The organism is Paenibacillus plantarum, from assembly GCF_013141695.1.
In the GTDB taxonomy this organism is placed as follows: domain Bacteria; phylum Bacillota; class Bacilli; order Paenibacillales; family NBRC-103111; genus Paenibacillus_E; species Paenibacillus_E plantarum.
Map to the genome: position 1 here is coordinate 107,129 of NZ_WHNY01000041.1, position 11,794 is coordinate 118,922.

Sequence of the window (11,794 nt, forward strand, 5' to 3'; positions counted from 1 at the left end):
TTCAATTACTCTCCTTACCCTCCTGTCCCGTTCCCCCTTGGCGGCCCGAAGGCATCCTGATCGAGTGAATAACTGGATTTTCTGCATCTAATTTAAGCCAAATCTCTGAAATTTGGAAAATAACTGGATTTTCTCACGTTAATTTCGGCAGATTTGATCAAACTGGTCATTCTGAGCACAATTAGCTGTAGGAAATCCAGTTAAACGCCAACAATGCTAGATTTCCCCGAATTTAGATGTAGAAAATCCAGTTAATCAATCAGCGCAACCCAAGCAACCCAAGCAACCCCAGCAACCCAAGCAACCCCAGCAACCCCAGCAACCCCAGCAACCCAAGCAACCCCAGCAACCCCAGCAACCCCAGCATGAACCCCACACTAGCAGCTACTAACCTGATTTCTACGTTTCGCGATACTAGTGACCGCCAAATGCTAGATACTGCAGTTAAATCCCATCAATCGGCATTCGGGAGTTATCAATCGCCAATCGCCAATCGTTACATTGCATGAAATGTCCAGGTGGATACTCGAATTCACACTCGCTCATCAGCGTAAAGTTAAGCTTGCGACACACAGCATTCGATGCTGGATTGTGAATGGAAGGGAAAGCATGCATCCACTGAAATTTGGCCTCTGATCTCGCATGGGAAATAGCTGCCCGTAAGGCGCTGCTTGCTAGCCCTCGCCCTTGAAAGCCGGGAAGCACACTCCAACCGACTTCGTAAACATGCTCCCCTTGCCAATGGCTGTCCCAGTAGCCAATACTACCCACGGCTTCAAGATTAGGCAGCAGTACGATGCTAAACATGTGCCCCTTGCCTTTCTCGCTGATTTCCAGATACCGTTTGTGACGTATTCGAAGCTGCTCATCTGTTTCCGGACCACCAAGATCCTCCATCATCTCAGGAGCATTAATCAGCCGCAGAAGTTCAAGATCCGATTCGGACCAAGGCTCGATGGTAACCTGTGAAGCGCTCACGTTCTCTGACATTTTCTCACTCCTCATATAATTAGTACTCTCGCAATGAGCATTAGCTGTTTCTATTATCTTATCGGAACATATGTTCCGTGACAAGTCATCATCCATTTCCGATACATACAATTCCCCCACCAAGGACAAAATAGGTAGAAATTGGCACATAAGGAGAATGTGAAATTGACGCAACATGGAGAGGTTTCCGCTGTTACTTTACCGCAATTCCCCAAGTCATTTTGGCTTGATTCTGTCGACAAGCTCCCTCAGTTTCCCCTACTATCAACCGATCTGAAGACCGATGTAGTCGTCATCGGCGCAGGTATTACTGGCATCACAACGGCCTATTTACTCGCCAAACGAGGCGTTAAGGTTGTTGTTCTGAATGCCGGTCCAATCCTAGAAGGCACGACGGGACACACGACCGCTAAGATTACAACGCAACATGGACTGATATATCATGAGTTTCTTTCCCATTTTGGAGAGGAGAAGACTCGTCTTTATTATGAGGCCAATCAAGAAGCGCTGACGCTCATTAAACAAACGATTACTAAGCTAGACATCGACTGTCAACTTACCGAAGAAGATGCTTATCTCTACACGAGTGATGATGATTATTTAAACCAACTACAGGACGAATACATGGCATATGGGCAGATGAATATCGGTGGTGATTATCTGGAATCCACGCCTTTGCCTTTCGCGACGAAAGCAGCCATCCGCCTAAAAGGGCAGGCTAGGTTCAATCCTGTGCCTTACCTGATCAGACTCCTTCAGGAAATTACGAAGCTGGGTGGTCAAATATATGAGGGAACAACCGTCGTAGGTGCGACCCATGAGCAGCCATCTATTGTCAAAACAAAGCAAGGGCATCGAGTTACATGCAATTATGTGGTCACAGCCTCCCATTATCCGTTCAACGACATCAAGGGTGCTTATTTTACCCGTCTGCATGCAGAGAAGTCGTATGTTATTGCAGCGCGCACAGAGAAAGCATACCCAGGGGGGATGTACATCAACGTGGAGCAGCCAAGTCGCTCTCTTCGTGCTGTCACCATCAATGGGGAATCTGCGGTTCTTATCGGCGGTGAGGGTCATAAGACAGGGCAAGGTCTATGTACGCATCAGTATTATGAAAATCTTCAGAAGTTCGGCGAGGAGATGTTCGGTCTACAGGAGATTTTGTATCGTTGGTCGGCTCAAGATGTGTTCACTCTGGATAAAATGCCCTATATCGGACAGCAGTTTTCCGATGCTCCTAACCTCCTCATGGCGACTGGCTTTCGCAAATGGGGAATGACGACCAGCATGGTAGCGGCGCTGCTGAATACGAAGATCATTCTAGGGGAGAAGAGCCCCTACGAAGAAGTATTTACACCGCATCGTTTCCATGCTGATCCTAGTATCAAAACATTTGTCATGCAGAATGCCAACGTGGCCAAAGAGTTTGTTGCTGGCAAGTTTGATTTACTGCGTAAGCACCCCGAAGAACTGTCGCCTGATGAAGGGGCTGTCGTTAGTGTGAGGGGGAAGAGAGCAGGTGCTTACAGAGAGCCGAATGGCGAACTGCACATTGTTGATACGACTTGTACCCATTTGGGGTGTGAAGTCGATTGGAATGACGCGGAGCGCACATGGGATTGTCCATGTCACGGTTCCAGATATTCGTTCCAAGGTGATGTCATTGAAGGACCTGCGAAAAAAGCATTGACCAAGCTTACAGTAGAGACATGAGCGTATTTTTGCTCGAAAATGGACAGCTATCCATGCGATGTTACCCCATAAGCCATACACTGTAGAGCAATGTATCTCTGTTGGGTGAAGGAGTTGGACGTTCGTGGCATCCAGAATTCGTAAAGAAGAAGTTCGCAAATTGATCGGGAAAGAAATTGTGGCTCTTAAGAAAGATGGTACACAAGTAACGGGTAAATTGGTGCGGATCAGCGGTAACACGTTGATGGTTGCTCCACAAAACGGAAAAAAAGTGCAAGTAAAAGCGATTATTCCGTTGGTTTTATTTGACCTGTTAGCGATTGGCACTACACCTTTTGGCTTTGGTGGGTTTGGCGGTGGGTTTGGTGGAGGCTTTGGCCCTGGCTTTGGTGGGTTTGGCGGTGGCTTTGGCCCTGGCTTTGGCGGCTTCGGTGGTCCAGGACTCTGGTTCTGATCATCGCGCTCGAAGAAGACTCTTTCCTTCTGGGAAGAGTCTTTTCTCATTTGGAGAAGCATCTGCGAAAGGCCGCACCATTTCCCTGCTCACTGAATAGGCTAAGATACAGGTTTACGGCGGGGTCCCGAGCATGAGGGAGCAGCCCTAGAACCAATCGCGGACAGGGAGTGAGCAGCATGCCGAGTTCCATCGTGTTTAACATGATCAATATTAATAATCAGAATACGAATGCAACGATCGGGATTGGTGAGAATGCACAATCCAGCTGGGATTCCCATAGCAAAAACAATTACGGCACCGGTGAATTCATCGGTAATTCGATCGCCTGCAACTTCGTCAATACCATCTTTGATAATGACTTTATTGATGCACCAATTAATGATCAGGACTTTAAACCAGCCATAACGAATCAAGTCTAAATGAAGGGTGGGTGTAAGCTGTGCTGAATCTACCCGGACCGTTAGACCCGCCATTGATTCAATTTGATTCGATTCATGTCAATTCGATCACCGATGCTTCTGGCATATTCATTGGTACGAACGCACAAGTAAATTGGTCAACGAGCGGTAAAATCAATAGTGGCCTTGGTGAAGTAAGTGGCGAACATAATGTGGTGTGGAACAATATAAACACCGTGTACGATAACGATATCATTGATGCACCATATACCAAGGGTGATTTGATCATTGGCCGTGTTTGAAAAATAAAGCTCCGCGGGCAGCCTTACTCGGCCGTTTGCGGAGCTTTCGGCGTTGCATCTGTTGGAGGTGGAGAGGCAGCCGCTGTGGTGAAGCCCGATGCTTGTGCTTGCACGGTTATCATCTCTTGCAGCCACTCAGGCGTATCATTATCACCGACATTGAGCATGTCGAGGAAGTCGGAATCGTTCAGCATCGAACGGGTACCGACCAACTGATTATGGTCGCCTTCGACGGCGCCAAAGCCTTGAACTGTTTTTTGATTACTTTGAAAATCAGTGGGCCAATTATTTCCCATATTGATGCAGGATGCGCTTTCCACGGACCCAATCCGGATCGAACCGATGATAAAGGTTGGAGACATGAATGATGACACAGGCAATCACCTCATCTTTACCACATTAGAAAGGATAAGTTTTCGGTTCCCGAAAACGTCTTGATATTTGGCGATAAAAACTACCTTTCTCGGGGTCCCCACAAAGTAATCGGAATTTGCTTCGAAGCTTATCGTCACTTTGTGGGGTGGAATAGTGGTCGCCCTTCCTCGAAGTACTTCAATAGAAGTTTTTCTCATACTTTTGACGACTGGGGAGGGGTATAGCGGTAGCCGGTTGAGGTTCGCTCAGGACCTGGACCCTCTTGTTCGGGTGACGATTTCGAGAGATCGTCTGACCCGCGCTCCTGTCGCGGTTCTTTGGTGACCTGAGAACGCTGGAATGCCTTATCCACGGCCTCATCCTGCGCTTTCCCATTCGGTTTAGCACCGAAATTGTTGCCCAAATTCAACGAACCGCTAAGCTCCTTAATGTCGAGATGATCGAGTCGAAACGTTAAGTTTTCGAGAACAGGCTGATGGACGTGCAGATTATCGATATGAATGCGCGGGTGTTTAGCAGAGAGGTCGGCTAACTGTTCTTCCAATTTTCGAAGCCGCTGTTCCAATAAGTGAACGGTTTGTGTATGTACGGAAGGCGGCAAAGCTTCTGTTCGCATAACTGATGGCGGTTTGGGAGTGGCGTTAGAGGGTCCGGTTGGAGGCGGCGACGTTTTCTTTTTTTGAAACCACATAGGTTAGGTCAGCTCTTTCGTGTATTCGGTTTAACATCAAACGTATCATTATCCAGGACCGTATGCTTCCCGCCCAACACAACATTACGTTCACCATTTATGGCCCCAAGCCCTTGATTCGTCTTGACAGAATGTCTTCTGCCGCTGATCCGATTACTGCCCTTGTTAACGCTAGAGTTTTCCGTTATGTCATCGATATGAATGGATTGAAATTGGATCCGAACCATGGTTATTCCCTCCAAATCATCGATTTTAGCGTCTCCTTACCATGTATATGGGGACAAACGCAGAATCATTTCTTTTTTTGCAAAACAAAAAGATCACCGTAGCTCCTCCTTCATAAAAGGGAGTCGGCAATCTTTCTTCAACCGTTGTCTCATGTAAACTGTATGGGAATAACCTTCTCGCCATCAGGCGGAGCTAGCGGAATACGAATGATAAGCAAACCGTTATGATACTGTGCTCGCATCTGATCGGTCAAAGCTCTGCCAGGCAAGCGGATCGCTCGCTCAAATGTGCCAAAATAGCGCTCAGACAGTCTCATTTGCTCATCACTGACCTGATAAGGACGAACGAGCATCCCTCTGATTAAGAGGGACTGGTCGCGGAAGGATAGCTGAATGTTCTCAGGGGATGATAATCCTGGAACCTCAGCCACCACAACGAGTTCCTGCGGCGTTTCATACATATCAACTCGGGGTCCGGTTAGCGGAATAATACTGGCAATGTCCTGCCAGAACTCGGGGCCTAGCACATCGCCGGCTTGCGCCGATAGTCCCTTCCAATCGGGTTTTGACGAACGATTGCCTGGAGGATTCATCTGCCATCATCACCTGACTTCACCATTAAAAGTAGAGCTGCAAGCAGCTTGCTACTAGTTTATGTGGGGATGCGTCGGATTATGGCTGGCATCTACATGCGGGACATGCTTATTGCCCAGGAGGCCGCTGATTCGCCATCTGCTGCTGTGCCATGCGTACGAGCTCTCGTACCATCGCGCCGCCGATTGGACCGCCGACTCGGCCGGCGTCTTCTGAGCTGAGGTGCCCATTATAGCCTTGCTGCAAAGGGACACCAAGTGTGCGGGCAACCTCGTATTTGACAAGATCAGGTCGTTCTGGATTAACGGCATAGCCTTGATTTTGCATAACATGGGCCTTGAGAAGCCCTAAGCCATGTTCGGATCCAGGCACCATAGCCCGGTTTCTTCTTCTTCGTGACATCGTCTATCACCTCTTAGGTGTTAGGATGCCCTGCCTCATTTCGGATCATGAGTACGAAAGGTGAAATATTTATGCCCAACATAATTGCCAATCGTGTACAAGCCATTCCCTACCAGGATGGCACCGTTATGGAGCCAGTTCGTGCTGGCATTTGGGAGATAAGAACTGAGCGCTTCGGCCAGCAGCCAGCTGATCCCATAAGAAAATCCATAACAGACGAGTATGACCAGTCCGAACTTCCACCAACTGCTGCCGATGCTGGCTTTGGAGCGAAAGGTAAACGTACGGTTCAGTACATAACTCACTACCGCACCAATCGTATTGCCGCCAAAGGTCGATAACCAGTAATTCAGATCTAGTAGGTTATAAAGTGCAAAACTGGCGGATAGACCCACCAGCGTATTCAACACACCAACGAGTAAGAAACGCGCGAAGCTGCCTGTTAGCAAGGATTTGAGTGTAGTGGAGGTCATCCAATTACCGCCTTGCAGAGGCAGGTTGGGTCGCCTGCGAAGTGAGGGTTGCCTGCTCCTGAGCTTGCTCGGTTAATTCCTTTTCGATAACGAAAAGCGGGCGCTGCTTCACTTCTTTATAAATTTTACCTATGTATTCGCCGATCAAACCAATTGCAAGGAGCTGCACACCACCGATGAACCAGACAGAGAGAATAAGGGAAGTCCAACCCGTAACGTTCTCGCCAAGTAATTTGCCTACAATCGCATAAATAGCCGCAACTACACTAAGTGCGAAGAGCAGAAAGCCCATCACCGTAACCAAACGTATGGGAGTTACACTGAAAGATGTGATGCCATCGAAGGCAAAAGCGAGCATTTTGCGCAGTGGATATTTGGATTCACCAGCAAATCGTTCCTTCCGGTCATAATAGACCTGTGTAGAGGGAAATCCTAGCAGAGGGACTAAGCCACGGAGGAATAAATTGACCTCTTGAAACTTCTCCAAATTATCGAGCGTACGCTTGCTCATTAAGCGGAAATCCGCATGATTATATTGAATTTTTACACCTAGTGAGGTCATGAGTTTATAAAAGCCTTGTGCCGTAGCTCGCTTGAAAAAGGTATCAGCTGAACGATCCTGGCGGATACCGTAGACAATATCGTAGCCTTCATGGAATTTAACAAGAAATTCGCGAATGACAGAAGTATCGTCCTGCAGGTCCGCATCGATGGAAACGACACAGTCGGAATACGCTTTCGCTTTCAGAAGTCCAGCGAGTAGGGCGCTTTGATGACCGGCATTTTTGGCCAGCTTAAGCCCAGTAATGAATGGATTGGAAAGGTGGAATCGCTCGATTAGCGACCATGTTGCATCTTTACTGCCATCATCTACAAATAATACCGTACTGCCCTGGGCAACCAATTGATCTGTTATGAGGGAATCTAATACTTCACTGAGTTGAAAAACAGTTTCGGGGAGGACTTCTTCTTCGTTATAACAAGGGACCACAATGGTCAAAATCGGTTTAGACACAGTACCTCGTCTCCGTCCTAAATAGGGAATAGATGAAATTCATGCTTAAGCTTTTATTATAGCTAAAAGGACTAGAAAAAGTAAGCGGCCGGAACGGAATCACCGTCCCAGCCGCTGTCATGCAATTTATATTACCAACCAAACCCGAACGTAGCAAGAACGATAACCAAGAGGACGTATAGAACGAGGACTACTGCAGTGCTTGAGTAACCTACGCCGCCAGTTTCGCAACCACAACTCATGTCAATCCCTCCCTTCACAAAATTACTATATGTCATCTGACTAGAAGGTGTATGGATGAATGACCCGCATGCGGAATAAATAATTGGGCAACGTGTCCATTTTGTGGGACTGGTAGGGGGTGAATACCTAAAGTAGGGGGGAAGAGATAAAAGAGGACAGCTGAGGAGACAAAGGGAAGGGAATATCGAATGGGGAAAGTCAACGAACAGGAAAGTGATGAGGGTACATGAACGAGAAAGGAGGTAATGAGGCGCATGCGTTACGAGGAACGTCAACCGGATGAGACATTGCAGCGTTATATTAAGTGTTATTGGTATTTGGAGCGGGATTACAGCGCGGCGGAAGAGGAGGAAACACTGTGGCCAGATGGCTGCCAAGAGCTGATCTTTCATTATGGCGCCGATTATTCTGCTGGGGAGCAAGTCATGCCTAGGGCGTTTTTTATAGGCGCACTATCACGCTATCAGCCGCTTACCGCGGAGGGGGCCATCCGTTTATTCGGTGTGCGATTGTTACCATGGGGCTTGCGCGCCTTCAAAGAGATGGATCATCGTTCATTGATCGATAAGTTCCTGCCTCTCACTGATCTATTTCCCGAACAAGAACTTGCTGAGTTGGTTCCTCAGTTGGCAGAGGCAGATTTGGACGAAGGCATCGCTTTGCTGACGGCTTATCTCTATCGTCATTTCCAACCAGAAACCAAGCATGCCGCGATGATTAATATATTGTCCAAACTATATCGAACACCGATGGAGCAGGATGTTCCCATCAGCGTCGTCGAGAGTGGATACTCTCAGCGGCATTTTGAACGGATTTGTTCAGAGCTCGTTGGCATGTCACCCAAGCGATTAAATGCCGTATCCCGTTTTAACTTGGCTCGACTGCAAATTTTCTTCAACCCAACGATTGATATCGCCAGCTGTATGGGTCAGTTCGGCTATCATGATTACGCGCACTTTTCCAAGGAATTTAAGAGGTGTCTCGGCGTTACACCGACGGTGTATAAGAAGTGGTTGTTGGGGCTTGGGGTGGTACGTTAATGGTTTATGAGTGACAGCTGATACATATCGACCCAGCGGACACAAGCGACGTAATCGATGCAATCGACACACCAGAAACACCAGAAACACCAGAAACACCAGAAACACCAGAAACACCAGACACACCAGACACAGAGGAGTAGGAGGAGGACAGGCGGACGGACACACACACACAGAGGACACAGAGGAGGAGAGGACAGGGGACGGACACACACAGAGGACACAGTACAAGCGACGCAATCGATACAGTAGATCAAACGACACGGCTTCGGAACAGCAACCCAACAGAATCGAGCAACCCGACACCCCCGCCCCCCTCGATCCATCTGACTTTGCAAAAACACATGCCTTCAGATGGCCGTTTAGAAAAATAACTGTATTTTCTCCATCTAATTTAGGAGTATTTGGGCTAAGTTGTGAAGTAGCTGTATTTTCTCCAGTTAATATTGGCCATTTCCTTCTACAGGCGAGAAATAGATCATATTAACTGGAGTTTTTCCATTTAAATACCAAAAACTTTGAATAGTGTCGAAAATAGCTGGAGTTTTTACAGTTAAAGTTGCAGGGGGGAGAGGTGGGATTGCTAAAGAGTGACAAGACTGACAAGAGTGAAGTACCACGAATTACGAAAGTGTTTCCCACTTCGCCCACATTTCCCTAGGGTTCAACTCGTAAACTTCACTTTCCCGAAACATAAACTGGTGCATAATCAACTCGCGGCGCAAGGTAGCGAAATCTGGATGATAGTTTTTGAGGAAGAGGTTAAGCTCTTTTTCGGCGTAGGAGCGGCCTTTTTCTAGTTCAGTGACTAGATGCTCTAGGACAATTAGTTTTTTCTTGAGCTGAGCTGGGATATGTTTGAGCTTACCATCGAGCGTGAAAAAGTTCCGTAAAACAGACTTCTGAAGATTTGCATTTTTGTCTTCCGTTTCCATGGATGCGGGAGCCTCCTTTTTGTTTTTGAAAATCAGGTCAGCGGTCGTCTGACCGTAGCTACGAATGGAAGCGTCATTCAAGGTGAAATAAATCGTGTTTTTGTCACGGCGTTCATGAATCAAGTTGGCTTCGCGAAGTTTTGAGGCATGATGGGTAATGGTCGCGGGAGTAACGCTCAGCTTCTCAGCCAGAGTTTGCCCATTCGTTTCGCCGTCCGCCAACAAAATAAGCATACGAATACGCGTAGCATCCGACATGGCTTTGTGATAGGTGATGATTTTATCTAATTGCATAGACGAGAACAACTCCTAATAATCTAATTAGACATTAATCTAATTAGATAATAATTAAATTAGTTTGGCGTGTCAAGCGTGAAAGTTTCCTTCTAGACAGGGGTCATGTAAAATACAAGTAGGGAAGTCAAAGCTTAAAGGGGAAGAATGATGCGAATACTCGTCATGACAGCAGTTGTTCCTGAACGAGATGCCATACAGCGCGGTCTTGGTCAGGATAGCAGATTTGAATATGCTTTAGCCGGTGTGGGGCTTGCAGCAGCGGCGGTGAATGGTGCCGTTGAGCTTGCCAAAGCCGATTATGACTTATTGATTATCGCTGGTATTGCAGGTGGTTTCGTGGGACAAGCGGACATTGGCTCGCTTGTTATTGCGAGCGAAATCATCGCAGCCGATCTTGGCGTGGAGCTGCTGGATGGCTTCAGCAGCTTGGACGAGCTGGGCTTCGGCACCACGCGCATCAGCGCGAATACCGAACTGGCCCAGCGTGTGACGGCGGCGCTGCAAGCCGCCGGTTTGCAGGCGCTAGCGGCGCCGGTGCTGACGGTGGCCACGGCCACCGGAACAGCGGCAACCGCCGCTGCGCTGGCTGCGCGCGTGCCTGGCGCTGCCGCCGAAGCCATGGAAGGCTTCGGCATAGCGACAGCTGCGCAGCAGCGCGGGGTGCCCGTGCTGGAGATCCGCGCGATCTCCAACGCGGTCGGCCCACGTGACCGAGACGCCTGGCGGATCGGTGATGCCTTGAAAGCTTTAGAAGCAGCAGGTTCAGTCTTAGCGGAGGTGCTTTAACATGAAAATAGCGTTCTCACCTTGTCCAAACGATACCTTTGTTTTCCATGCCTGGGCGCATGGCTTAATTCCAGGTGCACCAGAACTCGATGTCCTCTACGCGGACATCGATATTACGAACCGTCTGGCTGCCGAAGGCACTGGTCCCGACGTGCTCAAAATCTCCTACGCAGCCCTCCCATGGGTGCTGCAGGATTACGCCCTGCTGCCCTGCGGCGGCGCCTTGGGCAGAGGCTGCGGCCCGCTTGTGCTGACGCAGCCAAACGGCAATGCCACCCCCGACCCGGCTGCCCTTAGCGGCCGCCGAGTAGCCGTGCCAAGCGAACGCTCGACGGCGTACTTACTGTTCCGCCTATGGGCAGAACAGAACGTGCCTGGCGGCGTTGGCGAAATCGTGGTCATGCCGTTTCACGAGATCATGCCCGCCGTGCGGGACGGCCTCATCGATGCCGGCCTCGTTATTCATGAAGCGCGGTTTACTTACCCGTCGTACGGGTTAGCGCTTCTAACAGATTTGGGCAGCTGGTGGGAGTCCGACACCGGGCTGCCAATCCCACTGGGCGCCATCATTGCGCGGCGCACCATGGATTTGAAGGCGCTCGCGGGCTGGGCTCGCGCCTCCGTTGAGTACGCGTGGGCGCATCCGGAAGCTTCGCGCGACTATGTTATGCAGCATGCGCAAGAGATGGACCCGCAGGTCGCGCAGCAGCACATCGACCTATACGTCAACGAGTTCACCGCTGATCTCGGCGATAGCGGCTATGGCGCTGTCTTAACCTTGCTCCAGCGGGCAGCGGAGACAGGTCTTGTGCCGCAGATGGATTATGCGGCTTTACTGAAATAGCATGGGTATGGAACTAGGCTGTCTTCCTCG

General features: G+C 49.0%; 17 protein-coding genes. 7 read left to right on the forward strand and 10 right to left on the reverse strand.

Going from position 1 to position 11,794, the window contains the following annotated elements; all coding sequences use genetic code 11:
• Positions 1-444: 444 nt before the first annotated feature.
• Positions 445-990: a GNAT family N-acetyltransferase gene (locus GC096_RS14580; RefSeq protein WP_171631154.1), complete on the reverse strand. Its 546-nt coding sequence runs from the start codon at positions 988-990 to the stop codon at positions 445-447.
• Positions 991-1,155: 165 nt separating this feature from the next.
• On the opposite strand from GC096_RS14580, the gene GC096_RS14585 reads away from it, so the two are divergent.
• The 4 genes from GC096_RS14585 to GC096_RS14600 all read left to right on the forward strand — a co-directional run bounded on the left by GC096_RS14585 (position 1,156) and on the right by GC096_RS14600 (position 3,842).
• Complete coding sequence (locus GC096_RS14585; protein ID WP_171631155.1) at positions 1,156-2,706, forward strand: FAD-dependent oxidoreductase; 1,551 nt, start codon at positions 1,156-1,158, stop codon at positions 2,704-2,706.
• A gap of 103 nt (positions 2,707-2,809) precedes the next feature.
• A complete protein-coding gene (locus GC096_RS14590) occupies positions 2,810-3,139 on the forward strand; it encodes a 50S ribosomal protein L33 (RefSeq protein ID WP_171631158.1) in 330 nt (109 codons plus the stop codon).
• Between the two features lie 179 nt (positions 3,140-3,318).
• The gene (locus tag GC096_RS14595; protein ID WP_056609042.1) at positions 3,319-3,561 is read left to right on the forward strand and encodes a spore germination protein; all 243 of its coding nucleotides are present in this window, start codon (positions 3,319-3,321) and stop codon (positions 3,559-3,561) included.
• A gap of 20 nt (positions 3,562-3,581) precedes the next feature.
• A complete protein-coding gene (locus tag GC096_RS14600) occupies positions 3,582-3,842 on the forward strand; it encodes a hypothetical protein (RefSeq protein WP_171631159.1) in 261 nt (86 codons plus the stop codon).
• A gap of 23 nt (positions 3,843-3,865) precedes the next feature.
• Here GC096_RS14600 and GC096_RS14605 read toward each other — a convergent pair whose 3' ends face one another.
• The 8 genes from GC096_RS14605 to GC096_RS14640 form a co-directional block, all read right to left on the reverse strand.
• Complete coding sequence (locus GC096_RS14605) at positions 3,866-4,216, reverse strand: hypothetical protein (RefSeq protein ID WP_312886270.1); 351 nt, start codon at positions 4,214-4,216, stop codon at positions 3,866-3,868.
• Positions 4,217-4,410: 194 nt separating this feature from the next.
• Entirely contained in the window at positions 4,411-4,908 is a 498-nt protein-coding gene (locus GC096_RS14610; RefSeq protein WP_171631161.1) for a hypothetical protein, read from the reverse strand.
• A gap of 8 nt (positions 4,909-4,916) precedes the next feature.
• The gene (locus GC096_RS14615; protein WP_171631163.1) at positions 4,917-5,135 is read right to left on the reverse strand and encodes a hypothetical protein; all 219 of its coding nucleotides are present in this window, start codon (positions 5,133-5,135) and stop codon (positions 4,917-4,919) included.
• A 149-nt stretch (positions 5,136-5,284) separates the two neighbouring features.
• The gene (locus GC096_RS14620) at positions 5,285-5,728 is read right to left on the reverse strand and encodes an Hsp20/alpha crystallin family protein (RefSeq protein ID WP_171631165.1); all 444 of its coding nucleotides are present in this window, start codon (positions 5,726-5,728) and stop codon (positions 5,285-5,287) included.
• Between the two features lie 109 nt (positions 5,729-5,837).
• Positions 5,838-6,131: an alpha/beta-type small acid-soluble spore protein gene (locus GC096_RS14625; protein WP_171631167.1), complete on the reverse strand. Its 294-nt coding sequence runs from the start codon at positions 6,129-6,131 to the stop codon at positions 5,838-5,840.
• A gap of 35 nt (positions 6,132-6,166) precedes the next feature.
• Complete coding sequence (locus GC096_RS14630; protein WP_171631169.1) at positions 6,167-6,604, reverse strand: GtrA family protein; 438 nt, start codon at positions 6,602-6,604, stop codon at positions 6,167-6,169.
• 4 nt (positions 6,605-6,608) lie between these two features.
• Positions 6,609-7,619, reverse strand: a complete 1,011-nt coding sequence (locus tag GC096_RS14635) for a glycosyltransferase family 2 protein (protein WP_171631170.1) — start codon at positions 7,617-7,619, stop codon at positions 6,609-6,611.
• Between the two features lie 131 nt (positions 7,620-7,750).
• Positions 7,751-7,861, reverse strand: a complete 111-nt coding sequence (locus GC096_RS14640) for a sporulation protein YjcZ (RefSeq protein ID WP_171631008.1) — start codon at positions 7,859-7,861, stop codon at positions 7,751-7,753.
• 255 nt (positions 7,862-8,116) lie between these two features.
• Here GC096_RS14640 and GC096_RS14645 point away from each other — a divergent pair, with 255 nt between their 5' ends.
• Positions 8,117-8,902, forward strand: a complete 786-nt coding sequence (locus tag GC096_RS14645) for an AraC family transcriptional regulator (RefSeq protein ID WP_171631172.1) — start codon at positions 8,117-8,119, stop codon at positions 8,900-8,902.
• A 623-nt stretch (positions 8,903-9,525) separates the two neighbouring features.
• Here the strand turns inward: GC096_RS14645 and GC096_RS14650 are convergent.
• Positions 9,526-10,131, reverse strand: a complete 606-nt coding sequence (locus GC096_RS14650; protein WP_171631174.1) for a DUF2087 domain-containing protein — start codon at positions 10,129-10,131, stop codon at positions 9,526-9,528.
• Between the two features lie 147 nt (positions 10,132-10,278).
• Here GC096_RS14650 and GC096_RS14655 point away from each other — a divergent pair, with 147 nt between their 5' ends.
• Together GC096_RS14655 and GC096_RS14660 are read left to right on the forward strand one after the other, a co-directional pair.
• Positions 10,279-10,920: a futalosine hydrolase gene (locus tag GC096_RS14655; RefSeq protein ID WP_216626131.1), complete on the forward strand. Its 642-nt coding sequence runs from the start codon at positions 10,279-10,281 to the stop codon at positions 10,918-10,920.
• 1 nt (position 10,921) lies between these two features.
• Positions 10,922-11,764, forward strand: coding sequence for a 1,4-dihydroxy-6-naphtoate synthase (locus GC096_RS14660; protein WP_171631176.1), 843 nt, complete (start codon positions 10,922-10,924; stop codon positions 11,762-11,764).
• Positions 11,765-11,794 lie beyond the last annotated feature (30 nt).

Coding starts and splice junctions, on each gene's coding strand:
- GC096_RS14630 (WP_171631169.1), bottom strand. CDS start 6,604: ATGACCTCCACTACACTCAAATCCTTGCTAACAGGCAGCTTCGCGCGT.
- GC096_RS14580 (WP_171631154.1), bottom strand. CDS start 990: ATGTCAGAGAACGTGAGCGCTTCACAGGTTACCATCGAGCCTTGGTCC.
- GC096_RS14595 (WP_056609042.1), top strand. CDS start 3,319: ATGCCGAGTTCCATCGTGTTTAACATGATCAATATTAATAATCAGAAT.
- GC096_RS14640 (WP_171631008.1), bottom strand. CDS start 7,861: ATGAGTTGTGGTTGCGAAACTGGCGGCGTAGGTTACTCAAGCACTGCA.
- GC096_RS14610 (WP_171631161.1), bottom strand. CDS start 4,908: ATGTGGTTTCAAAAAAAGAAAACGTCGCCGCCTCCAACCGGACCCTCT.
- GC096_RS14620 (WP_171631165.1), bottom strand. CDS start 5,728: ATGAATCCTCCAGGCAATCGTTCGTCAAAACCCGATTGGAAGGGACTA.
- GC096_RS14615 (WP_171631163.1), bottom strand. CDS start 5,135: ATGGTTCGGATCCAATTTCAATCCATTCATATCGATGACATAACGGAA.
- GC096_RS14660 (WP_171631176.1), top strand. CDS start 10,922: ATGAAAATAGCGTTCTCACCTTGTCCAAACGATACCTTTGTTTTCCAT.
- GC096_RS14625 (WP_171631167.1), bottom strand. CDS start 6,131: ATGTCACGAAGAAGAAGAAACCGGGCTATGGTGCCTGGATCCGAACAT.
- GC096_RS14645 (WP_171631172.1), top strand. CDS start 8,117: ATGCGTTACGAGGAACGTCAACCGGATGAGACATTGCAGCGTTATATT.
- GC096_RS14650 (WP_171631174.1), bottom strand. CDS start 10,131: ATGCAATTAGATAAAATCATCACCTATCACAAAGCCATGTCGGATGCT.
- GC096_RS14655 (WP_216626131.1), top strand. CDS start 10,279: ATGATGCGAATACTCGTCATGACAGCAGTTGTTCCTGAACGAGATGCC.